20 protein-coding genes are annotated in these 18,909 nt (G+C 31.1%); 3 read left to right on the forward strand and 17 right to left on the reverse strand.

Annotated elements, in window-relative coordinates; all coding sequences use genetic code 11:
- Window positions 1–44: 44 nt before the first annotated feature.
- Window positions 45–461, forward strand: a complete 417-nt coding sequence (locus ACH5TX_RS18840; RefSeq protein ID WP_439341041.1) for a glyoxalase — start codon at window positions 45–47, stop codon at window positions 459–461.
- Between the two features lie 54 nt (window positions 462–515).
- Here the strand turns inward: ACH5TX_RS18840 and ACH5TX_RS18845 are convergent, their stop codons facing one another.
- Entirely contained in the window at window positions 516–1,196 is a 681-nt protein-coding gene (locus ACH5TX_RS18845; protein WP_439341042.1) for a DUF2461 domain-containing protein, read from the reverse strand.
- 67 nt (window positions 1,197–1,263) lie between these two features.
- Window positions 1,264–2,040, reverse strand: a complete 777-nt coding sequence (locus ACH5TX_RS18850) for a tRNA pseudouridine synthase A (RefSeq protein WP_439341043.1) — start codon at window positions 2,038–2,040, stop codon at window positions 1,264–1,266.
- A gap of 97 nt (window positions 2,041–2,137) precedes the next feature.
- Between ACH5TX_RS18850 and ACH5TX_RS18855 the strand changes: the two genes are divergently transcribed.
- Window positions 2,138–2,557, forward strand: coding sequence for a hypothetical protein (locus ACH5TX_RS18855; RefSeq protein ID WP_439341044.1), 420 nt, complete (start codon window positions 2,138–2,140; stop codon window positions 2,555–2,557).
- 64 nt (window positions 2,558–2,621) lie between these two features.
- Here ACH5TX_RS18855 and hisIE read toward each other — a convergent pair whose 3' ends face one another.
- The 9 genes from hisIE to hisG form a co-directional block, all read right to left on the reverse strand.
- Window positions 2,622–3,215, reverse strand: coding sequence for a bifunctional phosphoribosyl-AMP cyclohydrolase/phosphoribosyl-ATP diphosphatase HisIE (gene hisIE, locus ACH5TX_RS18860; RefSeq protein ID WP_439341045.1), 594 nt, complete (start codon window positions 3,213–3,215; stop codon window positions 2,622–2,624).
- Between the two features lie 113 nt (window positions 3,216–3,328).
- Entirely contained in the window at window positions 3,329–4,084 is a 756-nt protein-coding gene (gene hisF, locus ACH5TX_RS18865; protein WP_439341046.1) for an imidazole glycerol phosphate synthase subunit HisF, read from the reverse strand.
- Window positions 4,085–4,819 (reverse strand): 1-(5-phosphoribosyl)-5-[(5-phosphoribosylamino)methylideneamino]imidazole-4-carboxamide isomerase, encoded by a 735-nt coding sequence (gene hisA / locus ACH5TX_RS18870; RefSeq protein ID WP_439341047.1) that lies wholly within the window; start codon window positions 4,817–4,819, stop codon window positions 4,085–4,087.
- A gap of 2 nt (window positions 4,820–4,821) precedes the next feature.
- Window positions 4,822–5,460, reverse strand: coding sequence for an imidazole glycerol phosphate synthase subunit HisH (gene hisH / locus ACH5TX_RS18875; protein WP_439341048.1), 639 nt, complete (start codon window positions 5,458–5,460; stop codon window positions 4,822–4,824).
- Between the two features lie 50 nt (window positions 5,461–5,510).
- Window positions 5,511–6,647, reverse strand: coding sequence for a bifunctional histidinol-phosphatase/imidazoleglycerol-phosphate dehydratase HisB (gene hisB / locus ACH5TX_RS18880; protein WP_439341049.1), 1,137 nt, complete (start codon window positions 6,645–6,647; stop codon window positions 5,511–5,513).
- 26 nt (window positions 6,648–6,673) lie between these two features.
- Window positions 6,674–6,967: a GIY-YIG nuclease family protein gene (locus ACH5TX_RS18885; protein ID WP_439341050.1), complete on the reverse strand. Its 294-nt coding sequence runs from the start codon at window positions 6,965–6,967 to the stop codon at window positions 6,674–6,676.
- Between the two features lie 25 nt (window positions 6,968–6,992).
- Window positions 6,993–8,036: a histidinol-phosphate transaminase gene (hisC, locus tag ACH5TX_RS18890; protein WP_439341051.1), complete on the reverse strand. Its 1,044-nt coding sequence runs from the start codon at window positions 8,034–8,036 to the stop codon at window positions 6,993–6,995.
- The gene (hisD, locus tag ACH5TX_RS18895; RefSeq protein WP_439341052.1) at window positions 8,033–9,319 is read right to left on the reverse strand and encodes a histidinol dehydrogenase; all 1,287 of its coding nucleotides are present in this window, start codon (window positions 9,317–9,319) and stop codon (window positions 8,033–8,035) included. Before hisD ends, hisC begins: the two co-directional genes overlap by 4 nt.
- A gap of 52 nt (window positions 9,320–9,371) precedes the next feature.
- Window positions 9,372–10,229 (reverse strand): ATP phosphoribosyltransferase, encoded by an 858-nt coding sequence (hisG, locus tag ACH5TX_RS18900; protein WP_439341053.1) that lies wholly within the window; start codon window positions 10,227–10,229, stop codon window positions 9,372–9,374.
- 573 nt (window positions 10,230–10,802) lie between these two features.
- Between hisG and ACH5TX_RS18905 the strand changes: the two genes are divergently transcribed.
- Window positions 10,803–12,734, forward strand: coding sequence for a M1 family metallopeptidase (locus tag ACH5TX_RS18905; RefSeq protein ID WP_439341054.1), 1,932 nt, complete (start codon window positions 10,803–10,805; stop codon window positions 12,732–12,734).
- A 105-nt stretch (window positions 12,735–12,839) separates the two neighbouring features.
- On the opposite strand, the gene ACH5TX_RS18910 is transcribed toward ACH5TX_RS18905, so the two are convergent.
- The 6 genes from ACH5TX_RS18910 to sucD form a co-directional block, all read right to left on the reverse strand.
- Window positions 12,840–13,655 carry a prohibitin family protein gene (locus ACH5TX_RS18910; RefSeq protein ID WP_439341055.1) on the reverse strand — a complete coding sequence of 272 codons (816 nt, stop codon included), beginning with the start codon at window positions 13,653–13,655 and terminating at the stop codon, window positions 12,840–12,842.
- A 13-nt stretch (window positions 13,656–13,668) separates the two neighbouring features.
- A complete protein-coding gene (locus ACH5TX_RS18915; RefSeq protein ID WP_439341056.1) occupies window positions 13,669–15,702 on the reverse strand; it encodes a vWA domain-containing protein in 2,034 nt (677 codons plus the stop codon).
- A gap of 3 nt (window positions 15,703–15,705) precedes the next feature.
- Complete coding sequence (gene fabG, locus ACH5TX_RS18920; protein ID WP_439341057.1) at window positions 15,706–16,452, reverse strand: 3-oxoacyl-[acyl-carrier-protein] reductase; 747 nt, start codon at window positions 16,450–16,452, stop codon at window positions 15,706–15,708.
- A 274-nt stretch (window positions 16,453–16,726) separates the two neighbouring features.
- On the reverse strand, window positions 16,727–17,149 hold the full coding sequence (locus ACH5TX_RS18925) for a hypothetical protein (RefSeq protein WP_439341058.1): 423 nt from the start codon (window positions 17,147–17,149) through the stop codon (window positions 16,727–16,729).
- Window positions 17,150–17,252: 103 nt separating this feature from the next.
- A complete protein-coding gene (locus ACH5TX_RS18930; RefSeq protein ID WP_439341059.1) occupies window positions 17,253–17,828 on the reverse strand; it encodes a hypothetical protein in 576 nt (191 codons plus the stop codon).
- A gap of 153 nt (window positions 17,829–17,981) precedes the next feature.
- A complete protein-coding gene (gene sucD, locus ACH5TX_RS18935; RefSeq protein WP_439341060.1) occupies window positions 17,982–18,854 on the reverse strand; it encodes a succinate--CoA ligase subunit alpha in 873 nt (290 codons plus the stop codon).
- Window positions 18,855–18,909 lie beyond the last annotated feature (55 nt).

The following is an 18,909-nucleotide window of genomic DNA, read 5'->3' on the forward strand; positions in this document are numbered from 1 at the left end:
ATTTTCAGGTTTAATAATTTATATTTTTATTAAAACTCTAAATCATGAATGAAAGACACTTAAATTTAAAAAGTATTCGTCCTACCATTGCCTCTGCAACAATTAATGATAATATGAGTAGTGATGAGCGTTTCCAGAATTTAGTATTGCGCCCTGTTATTAAACTTCAAAATGATTTGCTTATTGAAGTTTTTAAAAATTACATTGTTAAGCATAAATCTGTTTTTTATGGTTTAACACTTGAAAAACGGATAGATTATATTGAAAATACTATTCAGAAAGACATAAAATTTAGAAACTCCTTAAAAGGTATGATTATCGGGCAATTTACTGTTGAAGAATATTTAATTTATATTCAAAATTCATCAGCATTAAACAAGCGTATGATGAATATTGTAAAAGAACGTTTATTGAGTAATATTCAACTTTTTGAAAAACCTGAGTTGCTAGAAGCTGTTTAAAATAAGCGTTAGCAAAAGATATGCGATTTATCGCATGCTTTCGAAATGACAAAACTAAATTAACGACTCACCATTTAAATCGGTAGTAAGCACATCGCTCATATAATCAAAATATGGGCGAATAGCTTTAAATGCATTACTTATTTCATTTATAAAATTAGGGTCTAGCACTTCTTTATCGGTATATTTCTTAGTAAATATATACTGTTTCTTTTTTATTAAATCGATGGCTTTATGCTCTTTATTAAATCCGCGAGGTGCTGTTTTTACTTCATCACCCACAAATGTATTTCCCCAAATACTACTAAATTCCTCATTAGATAATATCTCTCTAATTTCAGAGTCGTCCATTTCAAATTCTTTACGAATACGCATTAAATCGGCTGGAGCAGGTTCCCAAAAACCAGTTGCAATAAAACTTTCATTGTTAGGTTGAAGATGCAAATAATAACCACCTCTTAAATGTGGCTTGGTTCTATGAAACGAACCTCCAAAATGTGTTTTGTAAGGTAATTTGTTTTTTGAAAAACGCACATCTCTATAGATTCTAAAAATTTTTAATTTATCAATAGAATCATGTGTGTTTAAGATTTCATAAATTGTATTATAAAATGCCTTAACGTCTTTTTCAATAGCTTTAAATTCCGGTTTGTTTTCGTTAAACCAATCGCGATTGTTATTTTTTTCTAATTTCTTGAAGAACGAAAACACGTCTTTTGACACTGTATGACTCATAATTGTTTAATTGAAAGATTAAAACTTATGTCGTTAATTGGTTGTCTAAATTACAAAACACCATTAACTATTCAAATTCAATACTATTAAGAATTAAACCCGAAGCAGGTGCAATATAATTCATTTTAATGTCGCTATCTGGCTTCAAACTGTTTTCTATCGTTTCTATAGTCAATTTACCTTTACCTAAATCGATGAGAGTCCCCATGATTAATCGAATTTGATTACGCATAAACCCTTTGCCTCTCACTTTTAATAAGTATGTTTTTTTAGGAAAATAATTAGCTGTATACACGGTGTTTTCTACCAATTCGCAACTTAGAATTTCACGATTATAGATGCCATTATCAGTAGGACGAAAACAGTAGGATTTAAAATAGTGCTCACCTTCAAAAAGTTTAGCACCTTTTTTCATGATATCTATATCTAAATCATCTAAAATAGTCGTCATTATTGGTGCACAAAACGGATGACATTTTTCACCGTAAGCAAACAAATAAATATATTCTTTAACTTTTGAATGCTGAATGATATTAAATTGAGCATCAACTTCTTTAATACCTAACGCTCGAATATCTTGTGGCAAATTATGATTAAACAACTCTAAAAAAGCAGTTTCATCTTCAATAGGTTCAAATAGAAACAATTCGAATGCAGCACTTTCAGCCGAAACCATTGCATCAGTTCTTCCAGAACCCAAACTTTTAAATCGTTTGCCTTCTAAAATAAAATTTAAGGTTCTATCAATCATCAAGTGAATCGTTTTTACATCAGGTTGTTTTTGCCAACCATGAAAACGATAGCCTAAATATTGAATGGTAATAACGTAGAAGTATTTTTTCATTTAAATTTTAAAAAGAGCTGGGAAAGTAAGTTAATTATTAATTATAACAAAAATTTTATAACTTGTATTGCTATTAACTAACTATAAATAAATTATTATGAATGCAACATTAACAAACAAGCCTCCTATCTGGTTTTGGATTGTGAGTATAATAGCTCTAATTTGGAATGGACTTGGAGTTAACGGATATTTAAGTCAAGCTTATAATACTGAGAGCTATAGAAACTCATATACACCTGAACAGCTTGAAATTGCTGCTAGTTTACCTTCTTGGACTATGGGTGCTTTTGCTATCGCAGTATTTTCAGCACTTATTGGAGCAATTTGTCTTTTATTGCGAAAAAAAATAGCATACAGTTTATTTTTAATATCATTATTGGCTGTTATTGCGCAAATGGGATATTCACTAACAAAAGGCTATACTGACAATATTGCAATGACTATTAGCATTATTGTTTTTGCTATTTTCTTAGTATGGTTTTCAAAAACATCAAAGTCAAAAGGTTGGATAGCTTAATATCAAATATTATGAAACAAAAAAGGTGTTAAGTTTAATCTAACACCTTTTTTGTTTCAATTAATTATTTATGCCTTCCTATTAATTCCTTTTCAATATCTTTTAAAGTAAACCCTTTGGCTTGTAACAACATTAGATAGTGAAACAATAAATCTGCCGACTCATAAAGAAACAACTCATCATTATTATCCATAGCCTCAATAACGGTTTCAACAGCCTCCTCGCCTACTTTCTGAGCTACTTTATTAATGCCTTTTGCAAATAAACTAGCTACATAAGATTTTTGAGTATCTTTATTTGCAACACGTTCAGTAATAACATCTTCTAAGGTTGAAAAGAAACCATAATTTGATTTATTTTCTTCTCCCCAACAATTGTCTGTTCCTTTATGACATGTTGGTCCAACTGGATTTACTTGAATAAGTAAAGAATCATTATCACAATCGTTCTTTATATCTACCAGATTTAAAAAGTTACCACTTTCTTCGCCTTTAGTCCATAAACGCTGTTTACTTCTACTAAAAAAAGTTACCTGTTTTGTATCTATTGTTTTTTTATAGGCTTCATCATTCATATACCCCAACATCAATACATTTTTTGTTGTAGCGTCTTGAATTATTGCTGGTACTAGTCCGTTTGAATCGTATTTAATTTCCATAATATTGTTATTCCTGTAAAGTCAGGAACCTTATTAATTTGACTTCAATTTATAATCGGTACTAAAATGACACTTCGACTGCGCTCAGTGTGACATTATTAGTGTAACAGAAGCTATAATCGTACTTCTATATTGTTTTCTTTTAATTCTTTTTTCAAATCTGGAATAGGGATTTCTCCAAAGTGAAATACACTTGCTGCTAATGCGGCGTCTGCTTTTCCTTCTTTAAAAGTATCTATAAAATGTTGAACATTTCCTGCACCTCCAGATGCTATTATTGGAATATTTAATTCCTCTGATAATTTAGCTAAAGCTTCATTAGCGAATCCGTTTTTAGTACCATCATGATTCATAGAAGTAAATAAAATTTCTCCTGCGCCACGTTCTTCAACTTCCTTAGCCCATTCAAATAAATCAATATCTGTTGGAATACTGCCGCCTGCTAAATGCACTTTCCAAGCACCATCAACTTGTTTTGCGTCAATAGCCACTACGACACATTGACTCCCGAATTTATTAGATAATTCGTTAACCAATTCAGGTCTTTTTACTGCAGAAGAATTAATAGAAACCTTATCTGCACCACATTGAAGCAATGTATCTACGTGTTCTACTGAAGAAATACCACCTCCTACTGTAAATGGAATATTGACTTGTTCAGCAACATGTAAAACCATTTCTAAAGTAGTTCCTCTGCCTTCTAATGTGGCAGAAATATCTAGAAAAACTAATTCGTCTGCTCCAAAATCAGCATATTGCTTTGCTAATTCTACCGGATCTCCTGCATCACGTAAATCGACAAAATTAACGCCTTTTACAGTACGTCCGTTTTTAATATCTAAACAAGGAATAATTCGTTTTGTTAACATTTATACAAATTTCTCTAATTGTTTTAAACTTATTCTGTTTTCATAAATAGCTTTCCCAATAATAACACCTTCACAGCCTATTTCTTTTAAAATTGGTAATTCATCAATATGTGAAATACCTCCTGAAGCTATTAAGCTTACAGATTGCGCATTGCTACTATTAGAACATTCTGATATAATTTGTTTATATAATTCTACCGACGGCCCTTGTAACATACCATCTTTAGAAATATCAGTACAAATAACATATTTAATTCTCTTTTTCTGATATGCCTTTATAAACGGAATAACATCTTCTTTACTCTGCTCCATCCAGCCACCAATCGATATTTTTCCATTGTCACTATCGGCACCCAAAATGATTTTTTCAGCACCATATTTAGACAACCAACCTTCAAAAGTTTCTGGGTCTTTAACAGCAATACTGCCACCAGTTATTTGTTTTGCTCCAGAATTAAAGGCGATATGTAAATCTTCATTTGTTTTTAAACCACCACCAAAATCTATTTTAAGATTCGTTTTAGATGTGATTTGTTCCAACACTTTATAATTTACAATATGCTGCGCTTTGGCACCATCTAAATCGACTAAATGCAAATATTCAATACCTGAATCTTCAAACATTTTTGCAACTTCAAGTGGGTTTTCGTTATAAACTTTTTTTGTTTCGTAATCTCCTTTGGTTAAACGAACACATTTTCCGTCTATAATATCTATGGCTGGTATTATTCTCATTTTTATAAATCTAAAAAATTCTTCAAAATTTGTTCTCCTGCTAAACTACTCTTTTCTGGGTGAAATTGAACACCATAAAAATTATTATGCTGTAAAGCAGATGCGTAATTAATATCGTAATCTGTTGCAGCTATGGTTTCTTTACAATGTTCGGCGTAATAACTATGAATTAAGTACATATATTCATTTTCTTTTATGCCTTTAAATAAATCTGATTTTAGATCTTTTATAACATTCCAGCCCATTTGCGGTACTTTCACATTGTCAGCAAAACGTTTAACATCTGTTTGAAAAATGCCTAACCCTTTGGTGTTTCCTTCCTCTGTCGATTTACAAAGTAATTGCATCCCTAAACAAATTCCTAAAACGGGTTGTTTTAAAGTTGGAATCAATTTATCTAACCCACTTTCTCGCAACATTTTCATAGCACTACTCGCTTCTCCTACGCCTGGGAAAATAATTTTGTCGGCAGCCATAATTTCATCAGGATCATTTGACAAAATAGCATTAACACCTAAACGTTTAAAAGCAAATTGTATGCTTTTTATATTTCCTGCTCCGTAATTTATTATAACTACAGTTGCCCCATCTAGCTTCCCCGAAGGGGAAGAACTCTCATTCTTTTCTATAAATTCACTCATATTTTTAGTAATCTTTAACTCCTTCCCTTTGGGAAGGTTGGGATGGGCTTTTATAGCATTCCTTTAGTACTTGGTAAAAACATTTTGTTTGAGTCTCTTTTCACTGCCATTTTCATAGCTTTTGCGAAGGCTTTAAAAATGCCTTCTATTTTGTGATGTTCGTTTACGCCTTCTGCTTTAACATTTAAATTACATTTGGCGCCATCTGTAAACGATTTAAATAAGTGAAAAAACATTTCTGTTGGCATATCACCAATTTTTTCACGCTTAAACTCTGCATCCCATTCTAACCAGTTTCTGCCTCCAAAATCGACAGCTACTTGCGCTAAGCAATCATCCATTGGTAAACAGAATCCGTAACGCTCTATGCCTAATTTATTACCGAGTGCCTTATTGAATAATTCGCCCAAAGCAATCATGGTATCTTCAATGGTGTGGTGTTCATCAACATTTAAATCTCCATCAACTTTAACCGTTAAATCCATAGCGCCATGACGCCCAATTTGATCTAACATATGATCGAAGAAAGACAAACCGGTATCTATATCATTTTTACCAGATCCATCTAAGTTTAGTTTTATATAAATCTTAGTTTCATTGGTGTTTCGCGTAATTTCTTCTACACGATCTTCAAGTTTTAAAAACTCATATATTTCAGACCAATCTGTACTTGTTAAAGCAATACAATCTAAAATACTTTGTTTAGATGTTTCTATTTCATCGGCTCCTAACTCTGGATCTTCAGATAAATAAATACCTTTGGCTCCTAAGTTTTTAGCTAATTCCATATCGGTAATTCTATCACCTAATACGAAAGAGTTTGCTAAATCGTAGTCTTCAGAAAAATATTTAGTCAATAAACCTGTTCTTGGTTTGCGTGTTTCTGCATTTTCATGAGGAAAGGTTTTATCAATACACACTTCTGAAAACACAACACCTTCTTTTGCAAACGCATCAATGACTTTATTTTGAGCTGGCCAAAAGGTGTCTTCAGGAAAAGAATCTGTTCCTAATCCATCTTGATTTGTTACCATAACCAATTCGTAATCCAACTCACTAGCAATTTTTGCCATGTATTGAAATACTTTTGGATAGAATTCTAGTTTTTCTAAACTATCTAGTTGGTAATCTACTGGTGGTTCTAATACTAATGTGCCATCTCTGTCTATGAATAATACTTTTTTCATGCTTAATTTATTAAGCAACCCTGAATTCATTTCAGGGTCTTATTAATATCTAATGTTTCTAGTTTTGGATTGGCTTCTTTTAACAGATTCCATTTCCATTCTTTACGCCAATTCTTTAATTGTCTTTCACGAGATTTGGCTTTTTTTATTTCATTGAAAGTTTCAAAATATACTAAATCTGTTACATTATATTTTTTAGTAAATAATGCTCCGTTTCCTTTTTTATGTTCTAATAACCTTCTTTTCAAATTATCAGTATATCCAATATATAATACTGTTCTATTCTTATTTGATAATATGTAACAATAAAAATTAGTCATTGTTTCATAAGTTCCTGAAACAAGTTCAGGATTTCGAAATTAATTGAAGGGTCTCAATTAATTTCTTATTCTCATCTTGAGTTCCAACCGTAAACCTTAAAGTGTTTTCACACCCAGGTTGCGTGGTTCTATTTCTTATTACAATCCCTTTTTTAATTAATTGATTGTAGCGTTTTGTAGCGTCATCAACTTTAGCAAGTACAAAATTGGCATCCGATGGATATATTTTTGAAACAAAATCAACAGTATTCAATTCTGAAATCAACACGTCTCGTTCTTTTAAAATAGTTTTAATTTGATTTTTTGCTAAATCTTTGATATTTAATTGTTCAATCGCTTTTACTTGAGTTAATTCATTAACATTATACGGCGGTTTAATCGTGTTTAAAACAGCTATAATTTCCGCGGAAGCGTAACAAATACCTAAACGAATTCCTGCCATTCCATACGCTTTTGATAGCGTTTGCGTGACAATTAAATTAGGAAACTCTTCCAGTCTATGAATCCAACTTTCTTCTTTTGAAAAATCGATATATGCTTCATCAATAACAACAATGCCTTGAAATTTATTTAATAACGCCTCCATTTCAGAAGTGTTAAAACTATTTCCTGTTGGATTGTTTGGCGAACATAAAAACAAAATTTTACTTTTTGCATTTGCTGCATTTAGAATTTTATCAACTTGTGGCTGAAAATCTTCAGACAGCAACACTTCTTGTATCCCAATAGCGTTGATATTAGCTAAAACACTATACATACCGTATGTTGGCGGCAAGGTGATGATATTATCAACATTAGGTTCGCAAAATGCTCTAAACACTAAATCTAAAACTTCATCGCTTCCATTTCCTAAAAGGATGTTTTTTGTTGATACGCCTTTTATTTCTGATAAAACCGCTTTCAATTTTCCCTGTTGAGGGTCTGGATAACGATTCACGCCATTTTCAAACGGATTTTCATTCGCATCTAAAAACACCATATCGTCTGTAACTCCCTGAAATTCATCTCTTGCAGACGAATACGGCTTTAAGGCTTTTATAGTCGGTCGTATTAAATCTTGGATATTCATGATTTCAATGCTTTTAATCGGATAGAAACAGCGTTTTTATGCGCTTGTAAACCTTCAGCCTCTGCCATTAACTCAATGGTTTCTCCAATATTTAAAAGGCCTTCTTTAGATATTTTTTGAAACGTCATATTCTTTAAAAAGCTATCTAAATTCACTCCTGAATATGCTTTTGTAAAGCCATTTGTTGGTAAAGTATGATTGGTACCTGATGCATAATCGCCTGCACTTTCTGGCGTGTAATCACCTATAAACACGGAACCTGCATTAAGAATACCAACTACATAAAAATCTTCATTTTTCGTGCAAATTATAAAATGCTCTGGACCGTATTCATTAATCATTTCTAAAGCTAAAGCATCGTTTTCTACGTAAATTAATTTAGAATTAGCAATAGCTTGTTCTGCAATAGCTTTACGCGGAAGTACTGCCAATTGTGATTCAATTTCATTAGAAACAGAATTCAATATCTCTTTTGATGTAGACACCAAAATCACTTGACTATCAGTACCATGTTCTGCTTGACTTAATAAATCTGATGCTATAAAACTAGCATTCGCTGTTTCATCTGCAACCACCAACAATTCACTTGGTCCTGCTGGCATATCAATAGCAACACCGTGTTTTGTTGATAGTTGCTTAGCTACGGTTACAAACTGATTTCCCGGGCCGAAAATTTTATAAACTTGCGGAATTGTTTCTGTTCCAAACGTTAAACCAGCAATCGCTTGAATACCTCCAACTTTTATAATTTTTGTAACACCGCATAAATTGGCAGCATACATGATTTCTGGAGCTATGTCTCCTTTTTCATTTGGAGGCGTACATAATACAATATCTTTACAACCGGCTATATTAGCTGGAATTGCTAACATTAACACGGTAGAAAACAAAGGCGCTGTGCCTCCTGGAATATATAATCCTACTTTTTGAATAGGACGCTTTTCTTGCCAACATTTCACACCTTGAGTCGTTTCTATTTCAACTCGTGCTGTTTTTTGTACGGCATGAAAGGCTTCAATATTATCTTTTGCTGCTTTTATAGCATTTTGAAGCTCTGGTGATACTATTTTTTTTGAATTAGCCAACTCCTCTTGAGTCACTACATTAGATTCTAATGCAACACCATCAAATTTTGTTGTGTATTTTTTTATAGCCTCGTCTCCATTGGTTTTAACATCATTAAAAACCTCGGTTACAATAGCTTCAATATCATTCACAGTTTGTGTTGGGCGTTCTAAAATAGATAGCCACTCACTTCTTTCTGGATTGTTTATTATTTTCATAATATTTTACAAATAAAATCATGAGATTCCCGCCTACGCGAGAATGACAAAATTATAGCACCATTTTTTCAATAGGACACACTAAAATACCTTGAGCGCCATTATCTTTCAACGCATCAATAACATCCCAAAATTCGTTTTTACTAATTACAGAGTGTACCGAACTCCATCCTTCTTGTGCTAATGGTAAAACCGTTGGGCTTTTCATTCCTGGAAGCACATTTATAATGTCGTCTATTTTATCATTAGGCGCATTTAATAAAATATATTTTGATTGTCTGCCTTTTAAAACCGATTGAATTCTAAATTGAATTTTATCTAAAATAGCTTGTTTTTCATCACTTAAAACAGGAGATACTGCTAAAACAGCTTCCGATTTTAAAATGGTATCAACTTCTTTTAAGTTATTCTTAAACAAAGTACTTCCACTAGAAACAATATCTACAATAGCATCTGCCAACCCAATATTTGGAGCAATTTCAACCGATCCATTAATAATATGAAGGTTCGCTTTTACTTCATTTTTATCTAGAAAACTTTGTACAGTATTTGGATACGAGGTTGCAATACGCTTCCCTTCTAAATCTTGAATACTAGAATACTCGGCAGATTTTGGTACCGCAATACAAACTCTACAGGTTGAAAAACCTAATTTTTCTATAACGTTAATACCTTCTCCTTTTTCAATTAAAACATTCTCACCAATAATAGCTGCATCTACAACGCCATCTTTAAGGTATTGTGGAATATCACCATTTCTTAAATAAAAAACTTCTACAGGAAAATTTCTAGCTGAAGCTTTTAATTGGTCTTTTCCGTTATCGATAGAAATTCCGATATCTTTTAAGATTCTCATTGAGTCATCATTTAAACGACCTGATTTCTGTACTGCAATTCTTAATTTACTCATTATCTTGTTTTTATGAGTTTGAAACAATCTAGTTGGACTTAAAATTAAAAAACCCGCTTGATTGTCTCAAACGGGTTTAAAATATGTTGATTTTATTCAATACATTTTCACTTCGCTTGAGAGCAAATATGAAAATGATGATGTATTTGAATAAAAGTCATGTTCTTTTTTTGTTTCTACAAATATCAAAATATTTATTTATAATTCTACATATAAATCAATAAATTTTAATTGATTTAACATATTTCTAATAATACCTAGTTTAGATTTGTATCTAATCAATAAAATAAAACATTAACTGTAAATTATGAAATTTAAAAATTGCTTTATTTATTTCTAAACTTCTTATATGTTTTAACAATGTTTTTTTAATAAAATTCTTTTAATATGTTTCATATCTCATTCGTGTAGTTGATATAAAAATATGAATACTATCAATTGCCAATACTATAATAGCTCAATATTTCAAAAAACTGTTAAATCCATCACAATAAAAAAATAGACGATAACCTTTTATATATAATATATATTTTTGTTTTCTATAATTTTTAACCTTAAGTATATTATTTCTACATGAAAAAAATGTTAATTACCTGTTTGATCCTTGTCTTTGGATTTGGGACACAAGCACAAGAATCAAAAAAATCCTCTTACGATCCTCACGCTTTATTTAGCCCACTATTTTATAGTCATAATGGCAACCAATTTCGATCAGCAAATGGATCTCCAGGACCAAAATACTGGCAAAATAGAGCTGACTATAATTTAAAAGCAGAGTTATTCCCTGAAAGTAACACCATAAAAGGTAGTGTTACTATAAAATACACTAATAATAGCCCAGATAATTTAAATTACTTATGGCTACAATTAGATCAGAACTTATTTAAGTCTGATTCCCGTGGACAAGTCATGATTTCTGGTGATAGCAGATATGGAAACCGTGGCGAAAAAATTAGCGGTGGTTATAACCTAACAAATATTGCTGTTTCTAACTCTGAATTCACTTATATTATTGAAGATACACGTATGCAAATACGTCTTAAAAAACCAGTTTCTAAAAATGGCGGTAAAACAGAGATTAGCATGAATTTCGAATTTAAAATCCCTGTAAATGGTTCTGATAGAATGGGACATTTAAAAACGGAAAATGGCGAAATATATACCATAGCACAATGGTACCCTAGAATGGCAGTTTATGATGATGTTTTAGGATGGAACACCAAACCGTATTTAGGTGCTGGTGAATTTTATTGCGAATATGGAGATGTAGATTTAACAATAACAGCTCCTGAAAATCAATTTGTATTGGCTTCTGGCGAATTAAAAAACGCCAAAAAAGTGCTTTCAAAAAAGGTTTACACCCGTTGGGAAGCAGCTAAAAAATCAGATGCTATAACTGAAATTATAAAAGAAAGTGAAGTTGCTGAAATAGCAAATTCAAATTCTAAAAGCACAAAGACTTGGAATTACCACATGGATACTACTCGCGATGTAGCTTGGGCAGCATCTAAAGCCTTTGTTATAGATGGTTCTAAAATTAATTTACCTAGCGGAAAGAAAAGCTTTGCTATTTCTGCTCAACCTGTAGAGAGTAATGGACAAGATAGTTATGGACGTGGCTGCGAATACACTAAAACAAGTATAGAATACTACTCAAACTTATTATATGAATACCCTTATCCAATGGCTATTAATGTTGCAGCTAATGTAGGCGGTATGGAATATCCAGGTATCGTTTTTTGTGGTTGGAAAGCTAAAAACGTATCGGCTTGGGGTGTTATAGATCATGAATTTGGACACAATTGGTTCCCAATGTTAGTTGGCTCTAACGAACGAAACTTTGGCTGGATGGATGAAGGTTTTAATACCTATATTAACGATCTATCAATTAAGCACTTTAATAACGGAGAATACAACAAGGCTACTAGATTACCTATTGCAAAATTAGGAAATGTTTTTGCTGACGCATCTAAGGAATACATCATGCTTCCTCCTGATGGTTTAAAAGAAAAAAATATTGGTTTGCAAGTATATTATAAACCTGCAGCTGGTCTTAAAATACTACGAAACGTAGTTATTGGAAAAGATCGTTTTGATTATGCTTTTAAAGAATACGTAAAACATTGGGCTTTTAAACATCCTACTCCAGACGATTTTTATCGCAGTATAGAAAATGCAGCTGGTGAAGATTTATCTTGGTTCTGGCGCGGTTGGTTTATTAACAACTATAGCCTAGACCAAGCAATTTCTAATGTAGAAAAAACTAAAGGTGGTTACAATGTAACAGTGGAAAATTTAGGTTCATTTGCTTTACCTATATTTATAACTGCTGAAACGACTAATGGAAAGAAAATAGAGCACAATCAAGGTGTAGATGTTTGGATGCGTAATAAATCGTTTAAATTCTTCATACCTACTACTGAAACAGTTACTAGAATAACACTAGATGCTAATAGACAGCTTCCTGATATTGATAGAAGTAACAATACATGGATTGAAAAATAGTACTATTTTTTAGTAATAACTAATAAAAACAAAAGAGGCTGTCCTTATTAAAGACAGCCTCTTTTTTGTTTTTCAACTATTTAAAAAAGTATATTAAATATGCTTTTATTGATTTCCTAAAATAATAGGCATTCCACTATCACCAGAACCAATAACAATAACTTTACTATTTGGTGATTCTGATAATTTAACAGTAGCTTCAATTCCTTTATCCTGAAGAATTTTATCTGTTAAAGAAGCACTTAAAATTCTATTTGATTCAGCTTTACCTTTAGCTTCTATAATTACTTTTTCAGCTTCTTTTTCAGCTGTTACTAATCTAAACTCATATTCTAAAGATTCTTGTTCTTGTTTTAATTTACGCTCAATTGCATCTTTAATTGTTGGAGGTAAAGTTACATCTCTTACTAATACTTCATTCAATTGAACATATTGCTTGTCAAGTATCTTCTTAGTTTCTTCAAAAATTTCAACTTGAATAGCGTCACGTTTAGTCGAATACAAATCGTCTGGAGTATAACGTCCAATAACACTTCTTGCTGCACTACGAATAGCTGGCTGAATAACACGTTGTAAATAACCTTGACCAAGAGATTGATGTAAATTACCTAAATCTTTATATACAGGCTCGTACCACGCCGAAGCATCTATTTGAATCTCTAATCCGTTAGACGACAATACTTTCATTTTTTCAAAAAGCTCTTGTTGTCTTACTTCATAAACATATACCTTATTCCAAGGTGCAACAATATGAAACCCTTCTCCCATTGGTGGTTCATCGGTAACAACTCCATCTCCAAAGGTTTTAAACAGTACTCCTGCTTCACCTGAATCTATGGTTACTGCTGATTTTGATAATAATACTATAAAAATAACTACTGCTATAATTATAGGAAATGCAATTTTTGGTAATTTTTCCATTACTTATTTTAGTTTAAATTAATCCGTTATATTTTCTTAAAAACCACTCTACTGCTAAGCTTACTGCTATAATAGCGAGTAGATATTTCCAATCTATCAAAGGTAGACTATTTTTATTGCTTTTCTGAATGGAAACATACCTATTATCGGCTAATAAATCGTTAATTAAACCATCTGCTTTATCAATAAAATAAGCACTTCCTTTACTGTTAGTAGCTAATTGCTCCAACTTTGTTACATTAGCATTTAAAAATTGTTGTTCTACATTATATTCTAAAATTTCAAACTGACCAGATTTAGAAATATTTTGATTAGCTGCACGGACTGTGAAACTATATTTAGAAGGTGGCAAACTACTTAAATCTACCTGATAATTGTTATTATTTAAAATTAATGGAAGTGTTTTTGTAGTTTTCAATAATTCATCGACAATAATAATTGATAGAGATTCTCTAGTATCAATCTCATAATTTTTATCGAAGTATTGTGCTTTTATAACAATATTTGTACTTCCGTTATAAAAAGAATCATATTCTAAATTTAATCGATGCCTTCTTTTGTTTGAAGCTAAATATTGAATCAGTTTTCCTAAAAAATCATCAAATTGATTAAATGACTTTGAATTTATGAAACTTTGAGCTCGCCATTGCCAAATGTTTTCTCCAAACAATACAGCTTCTCGCCTACCATTTGTTTCAAAAGTCACTAATAAAGGTTCGTTTGTCGTTACTCCTCGTATACTTTTATTTAATATAGATTCAAACGGTATTGAAAAATTTACATAACCATAATTTGATGTAAGTGGCGGAAATGATTCAAAATTAATATCATCAATTATAAATGGCGTATAATTACTATTTAACTCTGCTTGATACACTTCGGTTTGCTGAGTAACTTCGTGTTGGTAATTTTTATTTATGCTATTTAAAAAATTAAGATCTGTTTTAGAGCCTTCAATAACAAACAAATTTTTATTTTCTTTATTTAAAGCATCAAACAAACTCTTAAATTTTCTGTTTGGCTGATATAGCATAATTAACTGAAAATCATTTATTTGAGTTTCAATTTGATTTGGACTTAAAAAAGTTACAGACCGCTGTTCATTACTTTCAATACTCTTTTTTAATACACCTAAATCTGGATGTAAAAAATCATGAACAATAGCTATTTTAGTCTTTTGGTCGATGACTTCAACTGCAAAATTCTTAGAATTATTTACTGTATTTTTTTCGTTTTTAATTGGAATAAGTGTTGCTTTATAACTATTAACTCCAACAGTTGATGCAGGCAAAGTAAAACTAACTAACTTTGAATTATTGTTTTTAGAGAAACTTACCACTTCAGAATACACAGTGGTATTGACTCGTTTAACTATAAAATTTGATTCTACTTGAGCATTACCGTTGTAAACTACAATAGATTCCACAGGGAATTTATTTTTTAGATAAGCATACTTATTAACGTTAAGTTGTTTAATTTTTAAATCGGTGTGAACAACTGTATCTCCCAGAATAATAGGATAAATAGGTTGTTTGTAGTCTAAGTACGAAAATTCATAATCATTTCCATAAGTTTGATTTCCATCAGTAATTAATATTGTTGGAGCTACTGTTTGCTTGTATATTTCTGAAAGTTTATTAAACGCTTCATCAATATTAGTTTGTTTTTCTATAAACGTTAACGAATCTAGACTTTGAAGCGACTCTCCAAACGTATAGAAGTTCACATTAAATTTATTATTTATTTCTTTATTTTTTGATACAGTTTCTATTAAAGACTTTACTTTTTCATCTTGTTTTAGAAAAGATGTTGAATTTGAATTATCAATAGCTACAACCAAATTAGGCTTTTCAATCGAAAGTTTAATTTGATTAAACTTAGGATTAATTAGTAATAACAAAACTGAAAAAATAGTAAGAAACCTTAAAAAAGAAAAAAGCATGTTCAATTTAGACATGCTTTTTTCTTTTTTATAATACTGAAAAAGCGCTAATAATAACGCAACAATTCCAGCAAGTATGATATAAATTATAGTTTCTGAAGACATGGTCTATGTTAACATTCCACCATCAACATTTAATGTTTGCCCTGTAATGTAAGCAGACATATCGCTTGCTAAAAACACACACACATTAGCAATATCATCTGGAGTCCCTCCTCTTTTTAAAGGAATTCCTGCGCGCCACCCTTTAACTACCTCTTCATCAAGTTTAGCTGTCATCTCTGTTTCAATAAAACCTGGAGCAACTACGTTGCTTCTAATATTACGAGATCCTAACTCTAATGCTACAGATTTAGAAAACCCAATAATTCCAGCCTTTGATGCAGCATAATTAGTTTGTCCTGCATTTCCTTTAACACCAACTACAGAGCTCATATTAATAATAGAACCTTTACGCTGTTTAAGCATCGTACGTTGTACAGCCTTCGTCATGTTAAAAACAGACTTTAAATTTACCTCAATAACAGTATCAAAATCTTCTTCGCTAATACGCATTAATAAGTTATCTTTTGTAATACCTGCATTGTTTACTAAAATATCAATGCTTCCAAACTCTTTAACAACTTCATCTGCTAATGCTTGAGCTTCAGAAAAACTAGCCGCATTACTTTTATATCCTTTTGCTTTAACACCTAAAGCATTTAATTCTTTTTCTAATTCATTAGCTGCATCAACAGATGAACTATAGGTAAAAGCTACATTAGCTCCTTGTTTAGCAAATACTTGAGCAATTCCTTTTCCTATACCTCTACTAGCTCCTGTAACAATTGCCGTTTTTCCTTCTAATAATTTCATTTATTATAATTTTAATTTAAGCAAAAATACACTTATTATATAATTGTATTTTGCTTTAAGTTGGTTAATAGTTAGAAATTCAAATATAGGAATATCATATAAAAAATGATAATTAAAAAATACTTATTACTAAAGCTTTCTTCTTTAATAACATTAATTACATACTAAGAATAGCAAGGTTTTGCATTTGAAGATTTTACAAATAAAAAATTAAAGCAACCAATAGGCATTACCCTTTTGATTTAAGGTTATTTTATATAACGATAATTAATCGTTATTCTTTTTTTTGATATTTTGAACTGCAACCCTCTGTACATATTGGACCACTAGTTGGTGTTAGAATAAAGTAATTAGAGAAAAAATCTAACTTATATGTTATAAAGCCTTCTTTGTTTTCATTTCCTGTGCTAAACTCAACACAGTTATATTTTAAAAGTAATTTATTTTCTTCTATTGAAAAAGCCCCAATGCTACATTCATTATATCTATTTGAAGAAAAGGTTCCATTTTCAAAAAACTCGATTTCTTCCCCGTTTTCAACATCTATCCAATATTGAGGTCCACCTGCACTAATATATGCGTTAGTTTTTTTCCATTTTCCTGCAATTAAATATTTATCAACAGAGATTGGTTCATCTGTGTTATCACAAGCGATAAGAATCAATAAAATAGGCAATACATAATATTTAAATGTCATTTTGCTTTTTTATTAAAGATGCGAATTTTCTTTAAAGGTTGCGTGTAATTTTATTATTCTTTTTTTTGAACAATATTTAAAAAATTCTCATTAAAATATAATATTAGTTATTAGGAACAAATTTCACATCAACAATACCAATATAAAATTGTTCAGAAAAAGCAAAAGGTAGAACCTGTTCTGTTCCCAAATTAGATGACGCCCCAGTAATTAATATATCTCCGGACTCAACAGGAAACAACCCTTCTTCTGGACTAGAAAATTGATAATAATCATTAGTATTTATAGAAACATAATAATTAGTTCCAGAATCTACATTTACATCATCTATATCTTCAAAAGACAGCAAGCCAGAACTTGAAGTAATGTGTTTTGTTATTAGTATTTCTTCTGTATCTACATTCCACAAAGTTACTCTGTATATACCATTATTAGGAACACGAATTCCTAAAGCTGTTATTTTTCCATTTTTAAAAGATTTGAATTTATATCCAAATTCAAAAGTGTCAGGTTCATTTACTTTTTCATATGTTACCTGCATATATCCGCTTTCTATTAGTGCCTTCATTGGGTATTGTGGCATAAATACATCATCTATTTCTTCATTATCATCTTTAGAGCAGCTACTAAAAGTTAATAGTGTAATTATTAATTTGAATATAATTTTTTGAGTATTCATGATTTCTAGTTTTTTGTTTTATATCTATATATCAACTCATACTCATTTTTGTTACCCTTGTTTTTAATTTTATTTATATATACTTCTATTTTAAGCAAAAAAAATCCGTTAACTAAAAAGTTAACGGATTTATATTTTAAAGAATTATTAAGTTTACCCTAATACTTCTGCTATTTTCTTACCAATTTCAGCAGGAGAATCTACAACGTGTATTCCACATGCTCTCATAATTGCTTTTTTAGCTTGTGCTGTATCATCGCTTCCTCCAACAATTGCACCTGCGTGGCCCATTGTACGTCCTGCAGGAGCAGTTTCTCCAGCAATAAAACCAACAACTGGTTTTGTACTTCCACTAGATTTATACCAGTTTGCAGCATCAGCTTCTAATTGACCTCCAATTTCACCAATCATAACAACAGCTTCAGTTTCTGGATCGTTTATTAATAACTCAACTGCTTCTTTTGTAGTAGTTCCAATAATTGGATCACCTCCAATACCAATTGCTGTAGTAATTCCTAAACCTTGTTTTACAACTTGATCTGCAGCTTCATAAGTTAATGTTCCTGATTTAGAAACAATACCAACTTTTCCTTTTTTGAAAACAAAACCTGGCATAATACCAACTTTAGCTTCTCCTGGCGTAATAACACCTGGACAGTTAGGACCGATTAAACGACAATCTTTATTTTTTATATAACTAGAAGCAGTAATCATATCTGCAACTGGAATACCTTCTGTAATAGTAATAATAACTTTAATACCAGCATCAGCAGCTTCCATAATAGCATCAGCAGCAAAAGCTGGCGGTACAAAAATGATAGTAGTATCTGCTCCAACTTCTTTTACAGCATCTGCAACAGTATTAAAAACAGGTCTTTCTAAATGTGTTTGACCTCCTTTACCAGGTGTTACACCACCAACGACATTTGTACCGTATTCTATCATTTGGCTGGCGTGAAATGTTCCTTCACTACCTGTAAAACCTTGAACTATTATTTTTGAATCTTTATTTACTAAAACACTCATAGGAGATTATTTTTCTTTATTAATTTTTTATAGAAGCAAATGTAATTTTTTGAAT

Origin of the sequence: Thalassobellus citreus, assembly GCF_044385915.1 — a bacterium.
GTDB classification, from domain to species: domain Bacteria; phylum Bacteroidota; class Bacteroidia; order Flavobacteriales; family Flavobacteriaceae; genus Thalassobellus; species Thalassobellus citreus.

Bases quoted from the DNA above. Each gene is read 5' to 3' on its own strand.
- sucD (WP_439341060.1), bottom strand. From the start codon at position 18,854: ATGAGTGTTTTAGTAAATAAAGATTCAAAAATAATAGTTCAAGGTTTT.
- hisD (WP_439341052.1), bottom strand. From the start codon at position 9,319: ATGAAAATAATAAACAATCCAGAAAGAAGTGAGTGGCTATCTATTTTA.
- ACH5TX_RS18930 (WP_439341059.1), bottom strand. From the start codon at position 17,828: ATGAATACTCAAAAAATTATATTCAAATTAATAATTACACTATTAACT.
- hisIE (WP_439341045.1), bottom strand. From the start codon at position 3,215: ATGGAAATTAAATACGATTCAAACGGACTAGTACCAGCAATAATTCAA.
- hisF (WP_439341046.1), bottom strand. From the start codon at position 4,084: ATGTTAACAAAACGAATTATTCCTTGTTTAGATATTAAAAACGGACGT.
- hisA (WP_439341047.1), bottom strand. From the start codon at position 4,819: ATGAGAATAATACCAGCCATAGATATTATAGACGGAAAATGTGTTCGT.
- ACH5TX_RS18885 (WP_439341050.1), bottom strand. From the start codon at position 6,967: ATGACTAATTTTTATTGTTACATATTATCAAATAAGAATAGAACAGTA.
- ACH5TX_RS18840 (WP_439341041.1), top strand. From the start codon at position 45: ATGAATGAAAGACACTTAAATTTAAAAAGTATTCGTCCTACCATTGCC.
- fabG (WP_439341057.1), bottom strand. From the start codon at position 16,452: ATGAAATTATTAGAAGGAAAAACGGCAATTGTTACAGGAGCTAGTAGA.
- hisH (WP_439341048.1), bottom strand. From the start codon at position 5,460: ATGAGTGAATTTATAGAAAAGAATGAGAGTTCTTCCCCTTCGGGGAAG.
- hisC (WP_439341051.1), bottom strand. From the start codon at position 8,036: ATGAATATCCAAGATTTAATACGACCGACTATAAAAGCCTTAAAGCCG.
- ACH5TX_RS18850 (WP_439341043.1), bottom strand. From the start codon at position 2,040: ATGAAAAAATACTTCTACGTTATTACCATTCAATATTTAGGCTATCGT.
- hisG (WP_439341053.1), bottom strand. From the start codon at position 10,229: ATGAGTAAATTAAGAATTGCAGTACAGAAATCAGGTCGTTTAAATGAT.
- ACH5TX_RS18910 (WP_439341055.1), bottom strand. From the start codon at position 13,655: ATGGAAAAATTACCAAAAATTGCATTTCCTATAATTATAGCAGTAGTT.
- ACH5TX_RS18925 (WP_439341058.1), bottom strand. From the start codon at position 17,149: ATGACATTTAAATATTATGTATTGCCTATTTTATTGATTCTTATCGCT.
- ACH5TX_RS18845 (WP_439341042.1), bottom strand. From the start codon at position 1,196: ATGAGTCATACAGTGTCAAAAGACGTGTTTTCGTTCTTCAAGAAATTA.
- hisB (WP_439341049.1), bottom strand. From the start codon at position 6,647: ATGAAAAAAGTATTATTCATAGACAGAGATGGCACATTAGTATTAGAA.
- ACH5TX_RS18905 (WP_439341054.1), top strand. From the start codon at position 10,803: ATGAAAAAAATGTTAATTACCTGTTTGATCCTTGTCTTTGGATTTGGG.
- ACH5TX_RS18855 (WP_439341044.1), top strand. From the start codon at position 2,138: ATGAATGCAACATTAACAAACAAGCCTCCTATCTGGTTTTGGATTGTG.
- ACH5TX_RS18915 (WP_439341056.1), bottom strand. From the start codon at position 15,702: ATGTCTTCAGAAACTATAATTTATATCATACTTGCTGGAATTGTTGCG.